General features: G+C 55.8%; 16 protein-coding genes. All 16 read left to right on the top strand.

The window, feature by feature from the left end; all coding sequences use genetic code 11:
• Positions 1-92: 92 nt before the first annotated feature.
• Positions 93-3,263: an efflux RND transporter permease subunit gene (locus AD944_RS08960; protein ID WP_045542301.1), complete on the top strand. Its 3,171-nt coding sequence runs from the start codon at positions 93-95 to the stop codon at positions 3,261-3,263.
• Positions 3,260-4,594, top strand: a complete 1,335-nt coding sequence (locus AD944_RS08955) for an efflux RND transporter periplasmic adaptor subunit (protein ID WP_082741218.1) — start codon at positions 3,260-3,262, stop codon at positions 4,592-4,594. The genes AD944_RS08960 and AD944_RS08955 overlap by 4 nt, the downstream gene beginning before the upstream one ends.
• Entirely contained in the window at positions 4,591-6,207 is a 1,617-nt protein-coding gene (locus AD944_RS08950; RefSeq protein ID WP_176364742.1) for an efflux transporter outer membrane subunit, read from the top strand. Before AD944_RS08955 ends, AD944_RS08950 begins: the two co-directional genes overlap by 4 nt.
• Before the next feature lie 105 nt (positions 6,208-6,312).
• The gene (rplK, locus tag AD944_RS08945; RefSeq protein WP_035377658.1) at positions 6,313-6,744 is read left to right on the top strand and encodes a 50S ribosomal protein L11; all 432 of its coding nucleotides are present in this window, start codon (positions 6,313-6,315) and stop codon (positions 6,742-6,744) included.
• Positions 6,745-6,748: 4 nt separating this feature from the next.
• On the top strand, positions 6,749-7,441 hold the full coding sequence (gene rplA / locus AD944_RS08940) for a 50S ribosomal protein L1 (RefSeq protein ID WP_035377660.1): 693 nt from the start codon (positions 6,749-6,751) through the stop codon (positions 7,439-7,441).
• A 280-nt stretch (positions 7,442-7,721) separates the two neighbouring features.
• Entirely contained in the window at positions 7,722-8,246 is a 525-nt protein-coding gene (gene rplJ / locus AD944_RS08935) for a 50S ribosomal protein L10 (protein WP_006557746.1), read from the top strand.
• A gap of 100 nt (positions 8,247-8,346) precedes the next feature.
• Positions 8,347-8,724: a 50S ribosomal protein L7/L12 gene (gene rplL / locus AD944_RS08930; RefSeq protein ID WP_006557747.1), complete on the top strand. Its 378-nt coding sequence runs from the start codon at positions 8,347-8,349 to the stop codon at positions 8,722-8,724.
• A 226-nt stretch (positions 8,725-8,950) separates the two neighbouring features.
• Positions 8,951-13,123, top strand: coding sequence for a DNA-directed RNA polymerase subunit beta (gene rpoB / locus AD944_RS08925; RefSeq protein WP_045542300.1), 4,173 nt, complete (start codon positions 8,951-8,953; stop codon positions 13,121-13,123).
• Between the two features lie 93 nt (positions 13,124-13,216).
• Positions 13,217-17,395: a DNA-directed RNA polymerase subunit beta' gene (rpoC, locus tag AD944_RS08920; protein ID WP_045542299.1), complete on the top strand. Its 4,179-nt coding sequence runs from the start codon at positions 13,217-13,219 to the stop codon at positions 17,393-17,395.
• A 341-nt stretch (positions 17,396-17,736) separates the two neighbouring features.
• Entirely contained in the window at positions 17,737-18,108 is a 372-nt protein-coding gene (gene rpsL, locus AD944_RS08915) for a 30S ribosomal protein S12 (RefSeq protein ID WP_003622698.1), read from the top strand.
• A 14-nt stretch (positions 18,109-18,122) separates the two neighbouring features.
• A complete protein-coding gene (gene rpsG, locus AD944_RS08910) occupies positions 18,123-18,599 on the top strand; it encodes a 30S ribosomal protein S7 (RefSeq protein WP_006557752.1) in 477 nt (158 codons plus the stop codon).
• Positions 18,600-18,691: 92 nt separating this feature from the next.
• Positions 18,692-19,882, top strand: a complete 1,191-nt coding sequence (tuf, locus tag AD944_RS08905; RefSeq protein ID WP_035377667.1) for an elongation factor Tu — start codon at positions 18,692-18,694, stop codon at positions 19,880-19,882.
• Positions 19,883-19,988: 106 nt separating this feature from the next.
• Positions 19,989-20,297, top strand: coding sequence for a 30S ribosomal protein S10 (gene rpsJ / locus AD944_RS08900; protein WP_007282720.1), 309 nt, complete (start codon positions 19,989-19,991; stop codon positions 20,295-20,297).
• Positions 20,298-20,307: 10 nt separating this feature from the next.
• The gene (gene rplC / locus AD944_RS08895; RefSeq protein ID WP_006557756.1) at positions 20,308-20,991 is read left to right on the top strand and encodes a 50S ribosomal protein L3; all 684 of its coding nucleotides are present in this window, start codon (positions 20,308-20,310) and stop codon (positions 20,989-20,991) included.
• 4 nt (positions 20,992-20,995) lie between these two features.
• Positions 20,996-21,610, top strand: coding sequence for a 50S ribosomal protein L4 (gene rplD / locus AD944_RS08890; protein WP_006557757.1), 615 nt, complete (start codon positions 20,996-20,998; stop codon positions 21,608-21,610).
• Positions 21,607-21,942, top strand: a complete 336-nt coding sequence (locus AD944_RS08885) for a 50S ribosomal protein L23 (protein WP_035377669.1) — start codon at positions 21,607-21,609, stop codon at positions 21,940-21,942. Before rplD ends, AD944_RS08885 begins: the two co-directional genes overlap by 4 nt.
• The last annotated feature ends 16 nt before the right edge of the window (positions 21,943-21,958 follow it).

Below are 21,958 nucleotides of genomic sequence, written 5' to 3'. Positions count from 1 at the left end.
TTGGCGCTTGAGAAGGATATCTGTATCTCACGTAGGTATGACTGATTCATCTGGATGCAGCCATTTGTGTGTCTTTACCGGAGGTGGGACGCATGAATGAGATTGTGGTTACGGCGCTTAAAAAGCCATACACATTTGTCGTTCTGTCGATCCTCATTCTGGTGTTCGGCATCAGGGGAGTATTCACGACACCAACGGACGTCTTCCCCAGTATCAAAATTCCCGTTGTGGCCGTTGTGTGGACTTATACTGGCCTTATGCCAGAAGATATGTCCGGCCGTGTTGTGTATTATTATGAACGCGCCCTGACGGCGACGGTCAATAATATCGAGCACATAGAAAGTCAGTCTTATTACGGGCGCGGAATTGTTAAGATCTATTTCCAACCCGGAACCGATACGGCTGTCGCCCAGACACAGATCACATCCGTTTCCCAGACAGTCATCAAGCAGATGCCAACCGGCTCCACGCCGCCGCTGGTTCTGGCCTATAATGCATCATCCGTGCCGGTCATCACGTTGCAGGTGTCTTCCACCTCCATGACGGCCTCACAGATTTATGACATGTCCTCCAACCTGATCCGGCCTGCGCTGGTCTCCGTAGCGGGGGCCGCCATTCCCAACCCGTATGGGGGGCAGCCCGGCAATGTGATGGTGGATCTGGACCCCATCAAGCTGCTGGCGCATCAGTTGTCTCCGGTCGATGTCTCCCGTGCGTTGAACAGCCAGAACATTGTGCTGCCCGCCGGGGATCAGCGCATCGGCGCTTTTGACTGGATGGTGCAGACCAACGCCTCGCCCCGTGCGCTGGATGAATTGAACATGCTGCCCATCAAGCAGGTGGGGAACGCTGTTGTCCGCCTGCAGGATGTGGCGTGGGTGCATCAGGGTGGCCCGCCGCAGACAAACCTCGTGCTGGTCAAAGGCCAGCAGGGCGTGCTGATTGTGGTGATGAAAAGCGGTGATGCCTCAACGCTGGATGTTGTCTCCGGCGTGAAGAAACTGCTTCCGGGTATTACCAAAACCCTGCCGCCGGGTGTGGACATCAAGGTTCTGAATGACGCTTCCACCTTCGTGAAGGAATCCGTGCAGGACGTGCTGCGTGAAATGCTCACCGCTGCCTGTCTGACGGGTCTTGTGGTGCTGCTGTTTCTGGGGTCATGGCGTTCCACGGTCATTATTGCCACCTCCATTCCGCTGGCCATGCTGTGCTCCATTATCGGGTTGGGCTGGGCTGGGCAGACCATCAACGTCATGACACTGGGTGGCCTTGCGCTGGCCGTTGGTATTCTGGTGGATGACGCCACGGTGATGATCGAAAACATCGATGCTCACCTTGAAATGGACAAGGATCTGGAGACCGCCATTATTGATGCGGCCAACCAGATTGTTATCCCGACCTTCGTGTCCACGCTGTGCATCTGTATTGTGTGGATGCCACTGTTCCAGTTGACGGGCGTTGCGGGCTGGCTGTTCATGCCCATGGCAGAAGCCATCATCTTCGCCATGATCGCGTCCTTCATCCTGTCCCGAACCCTTGTGCCGACCATGGCGAATTACATGCTGGCAGCGCAGGTGGCGGCACACGCCCATGGCCCGCAGCAGCCCAAAACCATTTTCGGCCGGTTCCAGAAAGGGTTTGAACGCAAGTTCGAGCAGTTCCGCCATGGGTATCAGGATCTGCTGACCCATCTGGTGGCAACGCGTGGCACCTTTGTGCCGGTATTTGTTCTGTGCTCCATCGGCTCGCTTGGTCTGCTGTTTTTTGTCGGGCAGGATTTCTTCCCGGAAATCAATTCCGACACCATGGCCATTCACATGCGTGCGCCACTCGGCACCAAGCTTTCAGAAGCAGGCAAGATTTCACAGTTGGTCAATGATGAGATCGAACGCACGCTCAATGGTCAGGTGGAAAGCATTGTCGATAACTGCGGTTTACCGTTTAGCCCGCTGAATCAGGCGTACATTCCAACACCAACAGTTGGCACGCAGGATTGCGATCTCACCATCTCCCTCAAGGACCCGGATTCCCCGGTGGCTGAGTATCGGAAGATGCTGCGGCGCAACCTGAAGGAGAAATTTCCCGGCACGCAGATTTCCTTCCTGCCGGGAGATCTGACCGCCAAAATTCTGAACTTCGGCCTGCCGTCACCGATTGATGTGCAGGTGGTGGGGCGTAACCTTGCGGACAATTTCCGCTTTGCCAACCGTCTGGCTGACCGGCTGCGGCATGTGACGGGCCTGACAGATGTGTCCGTCCAGCAGCCCATGACCACGCCCACCCTGCGGGTGAACGCACGGCGGACATACGCACTGGGTACGGGCATTACAGAATCAGACGTTGCTAACAACGCGCTTGTGTCTCTCTCGGGTAGCTCGCAGGTCGGGCAGGTGTACTGGCTGGATACAAAGACGGGCGTTTCGCATCTGATTGATATCCAGACCCCAGCCACGTTCCTGCAAACCATGAACGATCTGGAAATTACGCCCATTGATAAAGGGGACGGCAACCCAACGGGCCAGCCTCCGCAAATTCTGGGTGGCCTGAGCCATATTGAGCAGATCGGCACCCCGGGCGAAGTGGCGCATTACAACATCATGCCGGTGTTTGACATCTATGCTTCCAATGAGGGGATAGATCTCGGCACAGTCTCGCGTGAAGTAGAGCGGATTGTGGATGAAGTGCGGCCTGATCTGCCGCGTGGCTCCACGCTGGAAGTGCGCGGTCAGGCTGTGACCATGAACAGTGCCTACGCACAGCTTCTGGGTGGCTTGGCCATGTCCGTGCTGTTGGTGTACCTGCTTATTGTGGTCAACTTCCAGTCCTGGCTGGACCCGTTCATCATCATCACCGCGCTGCCCGGCGCGTTGGCGGGTATTTCCTGGAGCCTGTTCCTGACCCACAGCACCCTGTCCGTGCCAGCACTGACGGGGGCCATCATGTGCATGGGCACTGCCACGGCAAACGCTATTCTTGTGGTATCCTTTGCGCGGGAACGGCTGGAAGAGCATGGGGATGCCATTGCGGCGGCTATTGAGGCCGGGTTTGAACGTATCCGCCCCGTGCTGATGACGGCGTCTGCCATGATTATCGGTATGTTGCCGATGTCTCTGAGTAATTCACAGAACGCGCCGCTGGGTAAGGCGGTCATGGGGGGGCTGATGGTGGCCACGGTGGCCACCCTGCTGTTTGTGCCCTGCGTGTTCGCAATGCTGCATAATCGAAAAAAGCCGGTGACGACGGAAGAGGGAGAAAGCGCATGAGCGCGCAGAACGAGGGTGGTCATGATCACACGGAGCGTCATGATACCCAGCCAGCGCTTTCCTCATCCCGCCGTAAGTTAGGGATTGCTCTGGTAGGGGGCGCTGCGGTCATTCTGGCCGTGGTCGGGATTGTCGAACGTCATTCCAATTACATGAATCTGGCGCAGGAAACCGCGCGGGATGCCACGCCAGCGGTGCAGGTGATCTACCCGCAGCCGGGGCCATCCGTGCGCAAGCTGTCTCTGCCCGCCAACATTGCCGCATGGTATCAGGCACCCATCTATGCGCAGGTCTCTGGCTACGTGAAGATGTGGTACAAGGACTTCGGCGCCGTGGTGAAGGCTGGCGATGTGCTGGCAGAAATTGACACCCCCGGTCTGGATGCTCAGTACGCTGCCGCCAAAGCCAACCTGAACGTGGCGCAGGCCCGCTATAAGCTGGCCCAGATTACCGCCAAACGCTGGAAGGCGTTGCAGGGCACGCAGGCTGTTTCTCAGCAGGAGGTGGATGTGCAGGCCGCCAATGCGGAGGCACAGAAAGCGCAGGTTGAAGCGGCCGAGCATGAGGTCGAGCGGTTTGCGGCCCTTGAAGGGTTCAAGAAAATCGTCGCGCCGTTTGATGGCGTCGTCACGTCGCGTTTTGCAGATGTGGGTGACTACGTGAATGCCGGACGCGGCGATGTGGATGCCCACGGTAACGCAACCGAACTGTTCAGCGTGGCGGATGTGCATGCCATGCGCGTGTTTGTGGCGGTGCCGCAGGATTACGCGGACATCATTTCCCCTCGGCTGGAGGCGGATCTGAGCATTCCGCAATATCCGGATCGCACGTTCAAGGCCAAGTTCCTCGCCACGGCGTCGGCTTTCAATGCCTCAACCCGCACGGTGACAACGGAACTGACGCTGGATAACAAATCCGGCGAGCTATGGCCCAACTCCTACGCCACGGCGCATTTCAGCGCGCCGGGTGATGAGGACATGCTGATCCTGCCTGAAGGGGCCATCATATTCCGGGCAGAAGGAACGCAGGTGGCGCTGGTGGATGATTCCAACCATGTGCATCTGGTCAATGTAACGGTCGGTACCAATCTGGGAACGACCGTGCAAATTCTGAGCGGGGTGAAGAAAACAGATCGCGTGGTGAACAGCCCATCTGCCGGGCTGCTGGACGGGCAGGAAGTCAGAATTGTCAAAGGCACGCCGGGTTACAATCTTCCGTCCAAAAAGCCAGCCACCAAGCCTAAACCCGCTGCGGACGACACCAACAAGGATGATACGCGGGCCATGCCCGAAGATGAACGCCCCGGCCCTGAGGCTGGAGGGCGTCAATGACGGTGCGGATGGCGTCTCGTAAAACGGTGCGTTCGGGGTTTCTGCTAGGGCTGTCTCTTGCAACCATGTTGTCGGGTTGCGATATGGCGCCCCGCTACAAGCCTACCCCCCTGAAGCTGCCGGAAAACTGGGGCGAGCAAGGCGTGCTGCGCGCAGCCCATCCTTCTGATGATGCCATCCGGTCTGACTGGTGGACCATGCTGGGGGACCCGGAACTCAACCAGTTGGAAGATCAGGCCATGCGCCTGAACCCGGACCTTCAGGCCCAGGCTGAGGCCTTCATGCAGGCCCGTGATGTGGCGATGGAGGCAAAATCCCACCTCTATCCGCAACTCAACGGCATGGCGGCTGGAGAGAAATACAAAGGCTCCCGGCACAGGCTCTGGCGTGGGGCCGGGTCTCAGGGGCCGGTCTATATGTCGTCCGAGCAATATTCGGCAACGGCAACATGGGAGCCTGATTTCTGGTCCGCCATCCGCAACAAGGTGCGGATGAGTAAACAGCGCACGCAGGAGGCTGCGGCACAATATGCTCTGGCCCGGCTGAGCCTACAGGCTGAACTGGCGAGTGACTACGTTCTGTTGCGTGGGCTGGATGCGCAGGATGCGGTTTATAAGGATTCCATCCGCTATTATCAGACCGCCGTGCAGGTCACTAAAATGAGGCTTGCTGGTGCCATTGCGCCCGGCATGGATGTCTCGCGTGCGGAGGCGCAGCTTTACGCCACGCAGGCGCAGGAGACGGATATCAAGGCCCAGCGGGACGTGATGGAACATGCCATCGCCGTGCTGGTGAATGAGGCTCCGGCATCCTTCCATATCGCGCCGACAACCCGGCTCAACTTTACGGAACTGCAGCCTCCTGTGGCGCTGCCGGCCACCCTGCTGGAGCGCAGGCCGGATATTGCAGCGGCTGAGCGGCGGATGGCGCAGGCCAATCGTGCGATTGGTGTGTCCCGAGCGGCGTTCTATCCGCACATCACCTTCAACGCCATGACAGGGTTCATGGATAACGGGTTCGATCTCGCGTCGCTCTCCAACTCCATGTACCAGTTTGGTGTGCAGGCGCTTCTCCCCCTTTTCCAGGGCGGTCTGCGGCGTGCGGAACTTCAACGGAACTGGTCGCAATACAGGCAGGAAGAGGATCTGTATCGGAGCACCGTGTTGGATGCGTTTCAGGAAGTGGAAGACAATCTGACCCGTACCTCGCGCCTGAAAACGGAAGCTCAGCAACAGAGTGGTGCGGTTGATGCGGCGCTCCGCACGCAGAGCATGACCATGGCGCTCTATACTGGCGGCCTGACCAACTATCTGGATGTGGTGGTTGCGCAGGTGGCGGCGCTACAGGCACGCATTGCGCTGGTGCAGGTGGAAACCCGTGCCGTGGATGCCCGTGTGCAGCTTATCCGTGCATTGGGGGGCGGGTGGTCTCGTGCTGAACTGCCCAAGCCGGACAAGATCATGCCGTTCCATCCGCTGCAATATGGCAATCTGCGCCATGCCAAGCCGCTGGCTGGTATTGATACAAATGCTGATCCCGCATCCTCTGATCTGACAGGGCAGGGGGTATCAAAAACCTCTCAGCCCCTTGACAGAACGGATACGCCCCGGTAAGCGCGCCTTTCCTATCGGAACGCGGGAGGTTCTTCCTGCGCCATATCCATGGTGCAAAAGAGTCGAATGAACCGCGGTCCGGGTTCAACAAGAGGAGTCCCGGATATGGCCAAAAAAGTTGTTGGCTACATCAAGCTTCAGATTCCCGCTGGTAAGGCGAATCCTTCGCCGCCGGTCGGTCCCGCGCTCGGTCAGCGTGGTCTGAACATCATGCAGTTCTGTAAAGAATTTAACGCCAAGACCCAGGGTCTTGAGCCCGGTATGCCGATCCCGGTCGTCATCACCGCTTATGCAGACCGCACGTTCAGCTTCATCACCAAAACCCCGCCGAACACGTACTTCCTGCTGAAGGCCGCCAAGATTTCCAAGGGCAGCCAGACCGTTGGCAAGAGCGCAACCGTGGGTAAGGTGACCATGGATCAGCTGCGTGAAATTGCTGAGCAGAAGTTCAAAGACATGAACGCCAACGATATCGACGGTGCAGTGCGGATGCTGGTTGGTTCCGCTCGTTCCATCGGTTTGACGGTGGAGGGCTGAGAGCATGGCCAAGAATAAGCGTTTTGCCGCTGCACAGGCAAAAGTAACGCACGGTCAGGCTTATGGGCTGGATCAGGCAATTGCTCTGGTAAAGGGTAATGCAACCGCCAAGTTTGACGAAACGGTTGAAATCTCCCTGAACCTCGGCATTGACCCGCGTCATGCTGACCAGATGGTTCGTGGCTTCGTGTCCCTGCCGAACGGCACGGGCAAGACCCTGCGCGTTGGCGTGTTCGCACGTGGTGCCAAGGCTGAAGAAGCTCAGGCTGCTGGTGCAGACGTTGTTGGTGCAGAAGACCTGATGGAAAAGGTGCAGGCTGGCGAAATCAATTTCGACCGCTGCATTGCTACCCCGGACATGATGGCTCTGGTTGGTCGTCTGGGTAAGATCCTCGGTCCGCGTGGTCTGATGCCGAACCCCAAGCTGGGCACTGTGACTATGGACGTTAAGGGTGCGATTGAAGCAGCCAAGTCCGGTCAGGTTGAATACCGCGCTGAAAAGGCCGGTATCGTGCACGCTGGTATTGGCAAGGCTTCTTTTGACGCCGCCAAGCTGGAAGAAAATGCCCGCGCATTCATTGATGCCGTGCAGAAGGCTCGTCCGTCTGGTGCAAAAGGCACGTACCTGAAAAAGGCTGCGCTGTCCTCCACCATGGGGCCGGGTGTTCAGTTGGATATCTCAGCTTTCGCTGGCTGAGTATGAGATGCTGCTGCGCCGGGCTCTGTCTGGCGTAGCATCATGGAGAGAATGGTTATTCTTTCCAAACCTGTCCGAGACCACACGCGGTTTGGCCGTAATTAGCCCTCTAGGGCTTGCGGGTGGTAAGATGGGGATGCTGGTTGCAGGCTGTATGTTCGGCAGGCTCCGGGTATTCCGTTCAAGGACAGGCGAGCTGGATTTCATGGTGGTCATGAAATCCTGAGGGCAACCCGTTCTGATCGGCTTCGTGCTGACCAGAACAAGACGGAGACGGGATTTGAACCGTACGGAAAAGCGGGACTTCGTTGCTTCCCTTGCCGCCGTGTTTGCCGAAACGTCCATGGTTGTGGTTACCCGGAATGACGGGCTGACCGTAGCTGATGTGACGGATCTGCGACGCAAGGTGCGTGCAGCGGGTGCGACGTACAAAGTCGCGAAAAACCGGCTGGCAACTCTCGCCCTGGATGGGACCCAGTTCGATGGCATCGCGCCGCTGCTGAAGGGGCCGACCGCGCTTGCGTGGTCAGCAGACCCTGTGGCTGTGGCAAAGGTGATCGTCGAGTTCGCCAAAACCAATGACAAGCTTGTGCTGCTCGGCGGCGCTCTTGGTTCTCAGGTATTGAATGCCGACGGAATCAAGGCTCTGGCCGAACTGCCGTCTCTGGATACGCTTCGTGCGCAGCTCGTGGGTCTTATCTCCACGCCGGCTACACGCATTGCAGGCGTTACCCAGGCACCGGCTGGCCAGCTTGCTCGGGTTTTTGGGGCCTATGCCAAAACGGGTGAGGCGGAAGCCGCCTAAAGCCATACCCTTGCAAAAGGGTGTGTTTTCAATTGAGCGTGGCCTTCCTGCTGAGGGGGTTGCGCTTTGCTAACCAGTGTTTATATTAGGAAGTCTAATCATGGCTGATCTGAACAAGCTCGTTGACGAACTGTCTGCTCTGACGGTTCTTGAAGCTGCTGAACTTTCCAAGCTGCTCGAAGAAAAGTGGGGCGTTTCTGCTGCTGCTCCGGTTGCTGTTGCTGCCGCTGCTGCTCCGGGTGCCGCTGCTGCTCCGGCAGAAGAAAAGACCGAATTTGACGTGATCCTGGCCAAGGCTGGCGACAAGAAGATCAACGTCATTAAGGAAATCCGTGCCATCACCGGTCTGGGCCTGAAAGAAGCCAAGGATCTGGTTGAAGGTGCACCGAAGACCATCAAAGAAGGTGCCAGCAAGGACGAAGCCGAAAAAATCAAGAAGACTCTTGAAGACAACGGCGCAAGCGTCGAAATTAAATAAGTTCGCCATAGCTTCGCCGCTTTGCGGCGAGGTGATGGAAAAGGTTTTCGGGTGGAGGTATAACGCCTCTGCCCGTTTGCCTGTTTCGGGTTCTGTTTCGAAGCAGGGTGTTACGCCGGGTTTTCCGGTAGGGCTAAGCGGCCTGAAACAAAAGGTCGGACCATCAGGCCTGCGGTAAGGCGGCAGGCCTGATGGTCCGAGTACTAAGGGCGGGGCAGGAGCGACGATGAACGCAATCACCAAATCGTTCACAGGACGGAAGCGGATTCGCAAGAGTTTCGGGCGGATTCCCGAAATCGCTCCGATGCCGAACCTGATTGATGTGCAGCGCGCGTCTTACGAGACGTTTCTTCAGGCAAATGTATCGCCTGATGCGCGCACGCCAACAGGTTTGCAGGAGGTCTTCCGGTCTGTTTTCCCGATTAACGATTTTGCTGGTCGGGGGCGGCTTGAATTCGTCAGTTACGAATTCGAAGAACCCAAATATGATGTTGAAGAGTGCATTCAGCGCGGTCTGACGTTTTCCGCCCCGCTGAAGGTTATCCTGCGTCTCATTGTGTGGGACGTGGATGAAGATACAGGTTCACGCTCCATTCGTGATATCAAGGAGCAGCCGGTGTACATGGGCGACATGCCCCTGATGACCGATAACGGAACCTTCATTATCAATGGCACCGAGCGTGTTATTGTCAGCCAGATGCACCGTTCTCCCGGTGTGTTTTTCGATCACGACAAAGGCAAGACGCATTCTTCCGGCAAGTATCTGTTTGCCGCGCGTGTGATCCCCTACCGTGGTTCCTGGCTTGACTTTGAATTTGACGCTAAGGATCTGATTTACGTCCGTATTGACCGTAAGCGTAAGCTGCCGGTCACCACGCTGCTTTACGCCCTTGAAGGTGCTGCTTCTGAAGCCGCTCGCAAGGCGAAGGCTGCTGAGGGTGGCGATGTTGATGCCCTTGATATCAAGGGTATGGATGACAACGAAATCCTCTCCTACTTCTACGGTGAAGTGAAGTTCGTCAAAACCCCCAAGGGTTGGGCGCGTCCGTTCGATGCCGATGCTTTCCGTGGCCTGAAGCTGCTGGCGCCGCTGGTGGATGCTGAAACCGGTGAAGTGGTTGCTGAAGCGGAAGCCAAGCTGACCGCGCGCATGGTGCGTAAGATTGCGGAAAAAACCCGTGAAGTGCTGGTGGGTGACATTGACCTGATCGGTCGTTTCATCGCGCACGACATTGTCAATTATGACACGGGTGAAATCTACGGCGAAGCTGGTGAGGAAATCACGGAAGCGCGTCTGGCGGCTCTTGAAGAAGCCGGTGTGACGGAACTGCCGCTGCTGGCGATTGATGCTGCCAATGGCCCGTGGATCCGTAATACGCTGACCGTTGATAAAAACAGCTCTCGTGATGAAGCGTTGATTGATATCTATCGTGTCATGCGTCCGGGTGAACCGCCGACGGCTGAAACAGCCGAAGCCATGTTCCACGGCCTGTTCTTTGATTCTGACCGTTATGATCTGTCTTCCGTTGGTCGCGTGAAGATGAACATGCGTCTTGATCTGGATGTGCCGGACACCGTGCGCGTGCTGCGTAAGGAAGACATCCTGCGCACCATCAAGGTGATGTGTGAACTCAAGGATGGCCGCGGCCAGATTGACGATATTGATAACCTGGGGAACCGTCGTGTCCGCTCTGTGGGCGAACTGATGGAAAACCAGTATCGTGTCGGTCTGCTGCGCATGGAGCGTGCTATCCGTGAACGTATGGGCTCTGTCGATATCGACACGGTCATGCCGCATGACCTGATCAATGCCAAACCTGCTGCTGCTGCTGTGCGTGAGTTCTTCGGGTCTTCCCAGCTCAGCCAGTTTATGGATCAGACCAACCCGCTGTCTGAAGTCACGCACAAGCGTCGTCTTTCAGCACTGGGTCCGGGCGGTCTGACCCGTGAGCGTGCAGGCTTTGAAGTGCGTGACGTTCATCCGACTCACTATGGCCGTATCTGCCCGATTGAAACGCCGGAAGGCCCGAACATTGGTCTGATCAACTCCCTTGCAACCTATGCCAAGGTGAACAAGTACGGCTTTATTGAAACACCGTATCGTCTGGTGAAGGACGGCGTTCTTCAGGATGGCTGGAAATATCTTTCCGCCATGGAAGAAGAAAAGCTGATCGTTGCTCAGGCTGACGCCAAGCAGAGCGCTGATGGCGCACTGACGGACGAGCTGGTCTCCGTTCGTCGTGGTGGGGACTTCCGTCTGGTGCCCCCCACTGAAGTGACGGCCTGTGACGTGTCACCCAAGCAGCTTGTTTCCGTTGCCGCCGCGCTCATTCCGTTCCTTGAGAACGATGACGCGAACCGCGCACTGATGGGTTCCAACATGCAGCGTCAGGCTGTGCCGCTGGTGCGTTCCGACGCACCGCTCGTCGGCACAGGCATGGAAGCTGCTGTGGCTCATGACTCTGGTGCAACCATCGTTGCCAAGCGTGATGGGATTGTGGACCAGATTGACGGGGCACGTATCGTTGTGCGTGCAACGGATGCCAATGGGTCCACGCAGGGCGTTGATATCTATCGTCTGCGTAAATATTCCCGCTCCAACCAGTCCACCTGTATCAACCAGCGTCCGCTGGTACATGTGGGCAATCAGGTGAAGGCCGGGGACATTATTGCGGATGGTCCGTCCACCGAACTGGGTGAACTGGCTCTGGGCCGTAACGTGCTGGTCGCGTTCATGCCCTGGAATGGTTACAACTTCGAAGATTCCATCCTGATCTCCGAACGTATTGCGAAAGATGACGTCTTTACCTCGATCCATATCGAGGAATTTGAAGTCATGGCACGTGATACCAAACTGGGTCAGGAAGAAATCACGCGTGATATCCCCAACGTGGGTGAAGAAGCGCTGCGTAACCTGGACGAAGCTGGCATTGTTTACGTTGGGGCTGAAGTGAACCCCGGTGATATTCTCATCGGTAAGGTCACGCCAAAGGGTGAAAGCCCGATGACGCCGGAAGAAAAGCTTCTGCGCGCCATCTTTGGTGAAAAAGCGTCTGACGTGCGTGATACCTCCCTGCGTCTGCCGCCCGGCACCACCGGCACCATTGTTGACGTGCGCGTCTTCTCCCGTCGTGGCGTGGATAAAGATGAACGCGCCATGGCGATTGAACGGGCGGAAATCGAACGCCTGTCCAAAGACCGTGATGATGAGCGCGGCATTCAGGAACGCTCCTTCTATAGCCGTCTGCGTGAAAAGCTGCTGGGTCAGGTTGCTGGTGCTGGGTTCAAAGGCATCCGCTCTGGCACGGAAATCACGGACGCGGTTCTGGATGAGCATCCGCGTGGTGCATGGCGCAACATTGTTGTGGCTTCTGATGCGGTTATGGCCGAACTGGAAACGCTGCGCCGCGAATTTGATGCCTCCGTGCAGAAAATTCAGGCTCGCTTTGACAGCAAGGTTGAAAAGCTGCAGCGCGGTGATGAACTGCCGCCCGGCGTGATGAAGATGGTCAAGGTGTTTGTTGCCGTGAAGCGTAAGCTTCAGCCAGGTGACAAAATGGCCGGTCGTCACGGAAACAAGGGTGTGGTGTCCCGCGTGGTGCCAGTTGAAGACATGCCGTTCCTGGAAGACGGAACGTCTGTTGATATCGTGCTGAACCCGCTGGGCGTGCCATCCCGTATGAACGTGGGGCAGATTCTGGAAACGCATCTTGGTTGGGCCTGCGCAAACCTTGGGCGCGATATTGGTAATCTGGTTGATGATTATCAGCGCACGGGTGAAAAACGTCAGGAACTGCTTGATCGCCTGAAGGATGTGTATGGCGACAAGATCTATGAGGACGACATTGCCAATATGAGCAATGATGAACTCATTGAACTGGCGAACAATCTGCGCAAGGGCGTGCCCATTGCAACGCCAGTGTTTGATGGTGCTTCCATTCCGGATATTGAAGCCATGCTTGAAAAAGCGGGTGTGAACAAATCCGGTCAGTCCCAGTTGATTGATGGCCGCACCGGTGAGCCGTTTGAGCGTAAAACCACGGTTGGTTACATCTACATGCTCAAGCTGCACCATCTTGTTGATGACAAGATCCACGCGCGTTCCATTGGTCCTTACTCGCTTGTTACGCAGCAGCCGCTGGGTGGTAAGGCGCAGTTCGGTGGTCAGCGCTTTGGGGAAATGGAAGTCTGGGCGCTTGAAGCTTATGGCGCTGCCTATACGCTGCAGGAAATGCTGACGGTGAAATCGGATGACGTATCCGGTCGTACCAAGGTTTATGAAGCCATCGTGCGTGAACAGGATGACTTTGAAGCCGGTATTCCTGAAAGCTTTAACGTTCTGATCAAGGAGCTGAAGTCTCTTGGTCTGAATGTTGAGCTGGAGCAGGGGGCAGAATAAAGGTGAGGCTCAGCACCATTCTCCGTTCTTATTTTGAAGGGGTAGCCGGAACAGCAGTTCCGGCACCCCATTTCCCTTTGGGGGCTTCGGCACATGAATGAACTCATGAAAATTCTTGGCCAGACTGGCCAGGCGATGACCTTCGATCAGATCAAGATCCAGTTGGCATCACCCGAGCAGATGCGCTCTTGGTCATTTGGTGAAATCAAGAAGCCCGAGACCATCAATTACCGGACATTCAAGCCGGAACGTGATGGCCTGTTCTGTGCGCGCATTTTTGGTCCGATCAAGGATTACGAATGCCTGTGCGGCAAATACAAGCGGATGAAATTCCGCGGCATTATTTGTGAAAAATGCGGCGTTGAAGTCACGCTGGCCAAGGTGCGTCGTGAACGCATGGGCCACATCCAGCTTGCCAGCCCGGTTGCGCACATCTGGTTCCTGAAATCTCTGCCCAGCCGTATCGGCCTTATGGTCGATATGACGCTAAAAGATCTGGAAAAAGTTCTCTATTTTGAGAACTATCTGGTTCTGGAGCCCGGCACATCTCCGCTTAAGCAGTATTCTCTGCTGACCGAGGACCAGTACCTCGATGTCATGGATGAATATAGCGAAGAAGGCATTGAGGTCGGGATCGGTGCCGAGGCCATCAAGAAGGTTCTTGAGCGCATTGATTGCGATGCCGACAAAGTTCATCTGCGTCAGGAACTGAAGGAAACCACTTCAGAAGCCAAGCGCAAGAAGCTGGTTAAGCGGCTGAAGCTGATCGAGGCCTTTGCAGAAAGCGGCTCTCGTCCGGAATGGATGATTCTGGATCTGGTTCCGGTTATTCCGCCGGAACTGCGTCCGCTCGTGCCGCTGGACGGTGGCCGGTTTGCAACGTCTGATCTGAACGATCTGTATCGTCGCGTTATCAACCGTAACAACCGTCTCAAGCGTCTGATGGAACTGCGTGCGCCCGATATCATCGTGCGTAACGAAAAGCGTATGCTTCAGGAAGCTGTTGACGCACTGTTTGATAATGGTCGCCGTGGGCGTGCCATTACGGGTGCCAACAAGCGTCCGCTGAAGTCTCTGTCCGATATGCTGAAAGGCAAGCAGGGCCGCTTCCGTCAGAACCTGCTCGGTAAGCGCGTTGACTATTCCGGTCGTTCCGTGATCGTGGTGGGACCGGAGCTGAAGCTGCACCAGTGCGGTCTGCCCAAGAAGATGGCGCTGGAACTCTTCAAGCCGTTCATTTACTCCAAGCTGGAAAAATACGGTCACGCAACAACCATTAAAGCTGCAAAGCGTATGGTTGAAAAAGAACGTCCGGAAGTCTGGGATATTCTTGAAGAAGTGATCCGTGAGCATCCGGTTATGCTGAACCGTGCTCCTACGCTTCACCGCCTTGGTATTCAGGCATTTGAACCCGTGCTGGTTGAAGGTAAGGCCATTCAGCTTCATCCGCTGGTGTGTACTGCATTCAACGCGGACTTCGATGGTGACCAGATGGCGGTTCACGTGCCGCTGAGCCTTGAAGCTCAGCTTGAAGCACGTGTGCTGATGATGTCCACCAACAACATTCTCAGCCCGGCCAACGGTAAGCCTATTATCGTGCCGTCTCAGGATATTGTTCTCGGGCTTTATTACCTGAGTCTCGAAGTGCCAGAATTTGCTGTAACGCCTGATCGCAGTGAATATGACAATACCACGGGTGAACTGGTTAAGGCGGGTGCTCCTTCTTTCTCCTCCATTGGGGAAGTGGAATATGCGCTGAGTGCTGGTGTTCTAAAGCTGCATGACAAAATCCGGGCACGCCTTGAAAGCGTGAACAAGGATGGTCAGAAAGTTTACGAAACCATCGTGACCACGCCAGGCCGCGTTCTGATTGCTCAGATCCTGCCGAAGAGTGATGCCATTCCGTTCTCGCTGATCAACAGGCAGCTGACCAAAAAGGCTGTGTCTGATGTGATCGACACGGTTTACCGTCACTGTGGCCAGAAAGAAGCGGTTATCTTCTGTGACCGCCTGATGGCACTTGGTTTCCGTCACGCTGCAAAGGCAGGCATTTCCTTCGGTAAGGATGACATGATCATCCCGGCTGAAAAGAAGGTGCTTGTTGATCGTACGGCTGCCGAAGTGAAGGAATTCGAACAGCAGTATCAGGACGGTCTGATCACGGCTGGCGAACGCTACAACAAGGTGGTTGACGCATGGTCACGTTGCACGGACGAAGTGCAGGCGGCCATGACCAAGGAGATTTCCCGTCAGGAAATCGGCAAGCCCATCAACTCCGTGTGGATGATGAGCCACTCCGGGGCCCGTGGGTCACCGGCGCAGATGAAGCAGCTTGCCGGTATGCGTGGTCTGATGGCCAAGCCGTCTGGTGAAATTATCGAACAGCCGATTATCGCCAACTTTAAAGAAGGTCTGTCGGTTCTCGATTACTTTACGTCTACCCATGGTGCACGTAAGGGTCTGGCTGATACGGCTCTGAAAACGGCGAACTCCGGTTACCTTACCCGTCGTCTGGTGGACGTGGCGCAGGATAGCATCATCATTGAAGAAGACTGCGGTACGGAACGTGGTCTGACGGTTCGCGCCGTTCTTGATGGTGGTGAAATTGTTGCCTCTCTGTCCGAACGTATCCTGGGCCGTACTGCGGCAGCGGATGTGGTGGATCCTGCCTCTGGTGACGTGATTGTTCCGCGTAATCACCTCATTGAAGAAGCAGATGCTGAACGCATTGAAAAAGCGGGCATTGAGTCCATTTTCATTCGTTCCGTGCTGACCTGCGATAGCCGTGTAGGCGTTTGTGGCCATTGCTATGGACGTGACCTTGCCCGAGGCACTCCGGTTAACATCGGTGAAGCTGTGGGTGTTATTGCAGCCCAGTCCATTGGTGAGCCCGGCACTCAGCTGACCATGCGTACCTTCCATATTGGTGGTGCGGCGCAGCGTGGTGCCGAGCAGTCCATGATCGAAGCGTCCCGTGACGGTAAAGTGGTCATCCGCAACCGTAACGTGGTGCAGAACTCTCAGAACGTGCCGGTTGTCATGGCGCGTAACTGTGAAATTCTGCTGACTGACGATGCCGGTGTGGAAAAAGCCCGTTATCGTGTGCCTTACGGCGCCCGGTTGCTGACAACGGAAGGCGCATCTGTGTCCCGTGGTCAGAAACTGGCAGAGTGGGATCCCTACACCCTGCCGATCATCACGGAACAGGCTGGTAAGATTGAATATCTTGACCTGATTGACTCCATCACGCTCGTTGAGCGTATGGACGAAGTCACCGGCCTGACCTCCAAAGTGGTGGTTGACTACAAGCAGGCAGGGAAGGGTGTTGATCTGCGGCCGCGTCTGCAGATCAAAGGCCCGAACGGCGAGGTCATCAAACTGGAAAACGGCAGCGATGCCCGTTACTTCCTGTCACCTGAAACACTGCTGTCCGTTGAAAACGGTGCAGAAGTTCATGCTGGTGACGTTCTGGCCCGTCTGCCGCGTGAAGGCTCCAAGACCCGTGATATTACAGGTGGTCTGCCGCGTGTGGCGGAACTGTTTGAAGCACGTCGTCCGAAAGACCATGCCATCATTGCTGAGATGGAAGGGCGCGTTGAATTCGGGAAGGATTACAAGTCCAAGCGCCGTATTATCGTGAAGAACGATGAGACAGGTGAAGAGACCGAATATCTGATCCCGAAAGGCAAGCACGTTTCCGTTCAGGAAGGTGACTTTGTTGAAAAGGGCGATCCGCTGGTCGATGGTCCCCGCGTGCCGCACGATATTCTGAAGGTCATGGGGGTTGAGGCTCTGTCCGATTACCTCGTGAATGAAATTCAGGATGTCTATCGTCTTCAGGGCGTGAAGATTAACGATAAACATATCGAGGTTATCGTTCGTCAGATGCTGCAGAAGGTTGAAATTCTGGAGCCAGGCGACACGACATACCTGATTGGCGAAACCGTTGATCGGATTGAGATGGATGTCGAGAACACCAAGTGCCTGAACGCAGGTGAACGTCCTGCCGTGGCCATGCCGGTGCTGCAGGGGATCACCAAGGCGTCCCTGCAGACACAGTCCTTCATCTCTGCGGCCTCCTTCCAGGAAACCACGCGTGTCCTGACGGAAGCTGCAACGGCCGGGAAAGTCGACAGACTGAACGGCCTGAAGGAGAACGTGATTGTTGGGCGTCTGATCCCGGCAGGGACAGGGAGCGTCATGAACCGCCTGCGGGCTATTGCTGCCTCTCAGGACAAGCAGCGGGTCAGTCGGTCCTCAGCCGCCGAATAAAAGCGTCTGCCTTGCTATGAAGAGGGAAAGGGAGCCGGGAGATATCCTTGGTTCCCTTTCTTTTTTTGCGCGGACATGAAGCAAACCGCGGAGAATCGTTCATCTCGGCTTGACTTCAACGGGGTGCAGGGGTAGGTAGCAGCCCTCAGCTCCGCTCCATTGCAGGAGCAGGGGTATATCGTAATTCTCTGTTAAGCATGCGGTTGGCTTCCGGTAGGAAGTGGTGCCGGATGTCAACATAGCCCCACACGGGTGTTGTGCCTGGTGGGATTTTCAAATGAAAGTCGGCAGCCAATAAAAAAGGTTAGCCGGCCGAACTGTGTAAGGATCGGGAAAGGCGCATGCCGACCATCAACCAGCTCATTGCCAAAGGGCGTAAGCCTGCAGTTAAGCGCAATAAAGTGCCCGCACTGCAGGGTTGCCCCCAGAAACGTGGTGTTTGCACCCGTGTTTATACGACGACGCCCAAAAAGCCGAACTCCGCACTGCGTAAAGTTGCCAAGGTGCGTCTGACGAACGGCTATGAGGTGGTTAGCTATATTCCGGGTGAAGGCCATAACCTTCAGGAACATAGCGTCGTGCTGATCCGTGGCGGTCGTGTGAAGGACCTTCCGGGTGTGCGTTACCATATCCTTCGCGGTGTTCTCGATACCCAAGGTATCGCTAAGCGTCGCCAGCGGCGTTCGCTTTATGGCGCCAAGCGTCCGAAGTAAGGGAAGGTTAAGGTATGAGCCGCCGTCACCGCGCTGTTAAGCGTGAGATTCTTCCTGATCCGAAGTTTGGAGACATTGTCATCACGCGTTTCATGAACGCTCTGATGTATGATGGCAAAAAATCCACTGCGGAAGGGATTGTTTACGGAGCTCTCGAGGCGCTTGTTCGCCGGAGTGGGGCTTCTGCTGATCCGGTTGCATTGTTCCACAATGCTCTGGATAACGTTAAGCCTGCAGTAGAGGTTCGTTCTCGCCGTGTTGGTGGTGCAACCTACCAGGTGCCGGTTGAAGTCCGGGCTGAGCGTCGTCAGGCGCTGGCTATTCGCTGGGTGATTGATGCCTCTCGCAAGCGGGGCGAAAACACCATGCAGGACCGGCTGTCCAACGAATTGCTGGACGCCGTGAACAACCGTGGTGCTGCTGTTAAGAAGCGCGAAGATACCCACCGTATGGCTGAAGCCAACAAGGCATTCAGTCACTATCGCTGGTAATCATTCGAGGGTGCCATTTTTGCCCGTAAGGGAAGTGGCAAACTTATTTGGAAACTGCCTCTTGAGTGGTTCGAGAGGTATGGAGTGGAAAAATGGCTAAGGCTAAATTTGAGCGGAATAAACCGCACTGCAACATCGGCACCATCGGCCACGTTGACCATGGCAAGACGTCTCTGACGGCTGCTATCACGAAGACGCTGGCAAAAAGCGGCGGTGCTGACTTCAAAGCATACGACCAGATCGATGCTGCTCCTGAAGAACGCGCTCGTGGTATCACCATTTCCACAGCTCACGTGGAATACGAAACCGCGAAGCGTCACTACGCTCACGTGGACTGCCCCGGACACGCTGACTATGTGAAGAACATGATCACGGGTGCCGCTCAGATGGACGGCGCGATTCTGGTTGTGTCCGCTGCTGACGGCCCGATGCCGCAGACTCGTGAACACATCCTGCTTGCTCGTCAGGTTGGTGTGCCGGCTCTGGTGGTCTTCCTGAATAAGGTTGATCAGGTTGACGATCCGGAACTGCTTGAACTGGTTGAAATGGAAGTTCGTGAACTTCTGTCTTCTTATCAGTTTCCTGGCGACGAAATTCCGATCATCAAGGGTTCTGCTCTGGTGACCCTGGAAGATGGCGACCCGGAAGTTGGCGAAAACCGCGTTAAAGACCTGATGGACGCCGTTGACGCGTACATCCCGCAGCCGGAACGCCCTGTTGATCGTCCGTTCCTGATGCCGATCGAAGACGTGTTCTCCATCTCTGGTCGTGGTACAGTTGTGACCGGTCGTGTTGAGCGTGGCGTTGTGAACGTTGGTGATGAAGTTGAAATCGTGGGTCTTAAAGACACCGTGAAGACAACCGTTACCGGTGTTGAAATGTTCCGTAAGCTGCTTGATCGCGGTGAAGCAGGTGACAACATTGGTGCGCTGGTTCGTGGCACGAAGCGTGAAGACGTTGAACGTGGTCAGGTTCTTGCGAAGCCGGGTTCAATTACCCCGCACAAAAAGTTCAAAGCAGAAGCTTACATCCTGACGAAAGAAGAAGGTGGCCGTCATACGCCGTTCTTCACCAACTATCGTCCGCAGTTCTACTTCCGTACGACTGACGTAACAGGTGTTGTACACCTGCCGGAAGGCACGGAAATGGTTATGCCTGGCGATAACTGCGCCATGGATGTTGAACTGATCGCGCCGATCGCCATGGATGAAGGTCTCCGCTTCGCTATTCGCGAAGGTGGCCGCACCGTTGGTGCAGGTGTTGTGGCTTCTATCACCGAATAATTCGGATAGTAGCCTAGGACTGTATGGCCCCGGCTGAGTCAATCAGCCGGGGTCTTACTTGGCGGCCGGGTTTCCCCGGACAAGTAAAGTGTTGGACTAAGAAACAATGGACAACCAGAACATCCGCATTCGCCTGAAGGCGTACGATCACCGCGTGCTGGACAACAGCACAAAAGAGATCGTAAACACGGCGAAGCGTACGGGTGCGCGGGTTCGGGGTCCTATCCCGCTGCCGACGCATATCGAACGGTTTACGGTTAACCGTTCTCCCCACGTGGATAAGAAAAGTCGCGAGCAGTTCGAAATTCGGACTCATCGCCGCCTGCTCGATATTGTCGAGCCGACTCCGCAGACCGTGGACGCTCTCATGAAACTCGACCTCGCCGCTGGCGTGGATGTCGAGATCAAACTTTAAGGTCCAGACGATGCGCACCGGATTGATCGCAAAAAAGTTGGGCATGTCCCGACTGTTCAAGGAAGATGGCACGCATGTGCCTGTTACCGTCCTGCATGTTGATGATGTGCAGGTGGTGGACGTTCGTACTCAGGAACGGGATGGCTATACGGCTGTTCAGTTGGGTCTGGGCAAAGCCAAGGTAAAAAATGTCACCAAGCCGAACCGCGGCCATTTTGCCCGCACAAAGGTTGAGCCCAAAAAGGTTGTACGCGAATTTCGCGTGGCTGAAGATGCCGCGCTTGAGGTTGGCGCATCTCTTTCCGCTGCTCACTTTGTTGTAGGTCAGAAAGTGGACGTGACCGGCACCAGCAAGGGTAAAGGGTTCGCAGGCGCCATGAAGCGCTGGAACTTTGCTGGTCTTGAAGCCACACATGGTGTGTCTATTTCTCACCGTTCTCATGGTTCTACCGGTAACCGTCAGGATCCCGGCAAAACCTTCAAGAACAAAAAGATGGCAGGCCATCTGGGTGATGAACGCGTGACCACCCTGAATCTTGAAATTGCAGCGATCGATCCGGAAAAGAATCTGATCATGGTGCGTGGTTCCATTCCTGGAGCAAAAAACGGCACCGTGTTGATTCGTGATGCGATCAAAAAAGCCCGCCATGTCGATGCGCCTTATCCGGCCGCTCTCGTGACGGCGGAGGGCTGAGGTCATGGAAATCGAAATCAAAACGCTTGATAACGGCACTGCTGGTTCTGCTACGCTGCCGGATGAACTGTTTGCAGTCGCTCCGCGCGCAGATATCATGGCGCGTGTCGTGCATTGGCAGCTTGCAAAGCGCCGCGCAGGTACGCATCAGGTAAAAGGCATGGCTGACGTGTCTGGCACCACCAAGAAGCCGTATCGCCAGAAAGGCACAGGCAGCGCCCGTCAGGGGTCTCTGCGTGCACCGCAGTATCGTACCGGTGGTGTGGTCCATGGTCCGGTGTCTCGTGACCACGGATATGACCTGCCCAAGAAGGTGCGTCGTCTGGGCCTGATCTCTGCGCTTTCCCAGAAAGCTCAGGATGGCAAGCTGATTGTTCTGCAGTCTGCTTCCGGTGTGGCGCGCACAAGCGAACTGGCAGTCAAGCTGAAGACCCTCGGCCTGAAGTCCGCCCTCATTGTTGACGCTGCTGTTGATGAAGGCTTTGTTCGCGCTGCGCGCAACCTGCCCAAAATCGACGTTCTTCCGACGATCGGCGCCAACGTTTACGATATTCTTAACCACGAGGTTCTGGCCATTACCCAGGCTGGTCTCGAAGGTCTGAAGGAGCGCCTGGCATGACCAACATTCTTGCGCTGCGCAAGAAAGCCGAGCGTCTTTCTCGGGAAGCGATGTACGATATTGTTCGTGCGCCGCTGATCACGGAAAAGGCGACCGCGCTTTCTGAAAAAAATCAGGTTGTTTTCAAGGTTGCCATCACGGCTACCAAGCCTGAAATCAAAGTGGCAGTGGAAACACTGTTTGGCGTCAAGGTTGTTGGGGTGAACACCCTTGTCCAGAAGGGCAAGACCAAGCGCTTCAAGGGGCGTCTGGGACAGCGTTCTGACATCAAGAAGGCGTTCGTCCAGCTTGCGGAAGGTCAGTCCATTGACCTGACCGCCAAACTGGCGTGACGTGGGGTAGGAACAA

Origin of the sequence: Acetobacter tropicalis, from assembly GCF_001580915.1 — a bacterium.
Taxonomy (GTDB): domain Bacteria; phylum Pseudomonadota; class Alphaproteobacteria; order Acetobacterales; family Acetobacteraceae; genus Acetobacter; species Acetobacter tropicalis.
This window is presented reverse-complemented; position numbering and strand designations above follow the sequence as displayed.

Coding starts and splice junctions, on each gene's coding strand:
- AD944_RS08950 (WP_176364742.1), top strand. CDS start 4,591: ATGACGGTGCGGATGGCGTCTCGTAAAACGGTGCGTTCGGGGTTTCTG.
- rpsL (WP_003622698.1), top strand. CDS start 17,737: ATGCCGACCATCAACCAGCTCATTGCCAAAGGGCGTAAGCCTGCAGTT.
- rpoB (WP_045542300.1), top strand. CDS start 8,951: ATGAACGCAATCACCAAATCGTTCACAGGACGGAAGCGGATTCGCAAG.
- rpsJ (WP_007282720.1), top strand. CDS start 19,989: ATGGACAACCAGAACATCCGCATTCGCCTGAAGGCGTACGATCACCGC.
- AD944_RS08885 (WP_035377669.1), top strand. CDS start 21,607: ATGACCAACATTCTTGCGCTGCGCAAGAAAGCCGAGCGTCTTTCTCGG.
- rplA (WP_035377660.1), top strand. CDS start 6,749: ATGGCCAAGAATAAGCGTTTTGCCGCTGCACAGGCAAAAGTAACGCAC.
- rplD (WP_006557757.1), top strand. CDS start 20,996: ATGGAAATCGAAATCAAAACGCTTGATAACGGCACTGCTGGTTCTGCT.
- AD944_RS08960 (WP_045542301.1), top strand. CDS start 93: ATGAATGAGATTGTGGTTACGGCGCTTAAAAAGCCATACACATTTGTC.
- rplC (WP_006557756.1), top strand. CDS start 20,308: ATGCGCACCGGATTGATCGCAAAAAAGTTGGGCATGTCCCGACTGTTC.
- tuf (WP_035377667.1), top strand. CDS start 18,692: ATGGCTAAGGCTAAATTTGAGCGGAATAAACCGCACTGCAACATCGGC.
- rplL (WP_006557747.1), top strand. CDS start 8,347: ATGGCTGATCTGAACAAGCTCGTTGACGAACTGTCTGCTCTGACGGTT.
- rplK (WP_035377658.1), top strand. CDS start 6,313: ATGGCCAAAAAAGTTGTTGGCTACATCAAGCTTCAGATTCCCGCTGGT.
- rpoC (WP_045542299.1), top strand. CDS start 13,217: ATGAATGAACTCATGAAAATTCTTGGCCAGACTGGCCAGGCGATGACC.
- AD944_RS08955 (WP_082741218.1), top strand. CDS start 3,260: ATGAGCGCGCAGAACGAGGGTGGTCATGATCACACGGAGCGTCATGAT.
- rpsG (WP_006557752.1), top strand. CDS start 18,123: ATGAGCCGCCGTCACCGCGCTGTTAAGCGTGAGATTCTTCCTGATCCG.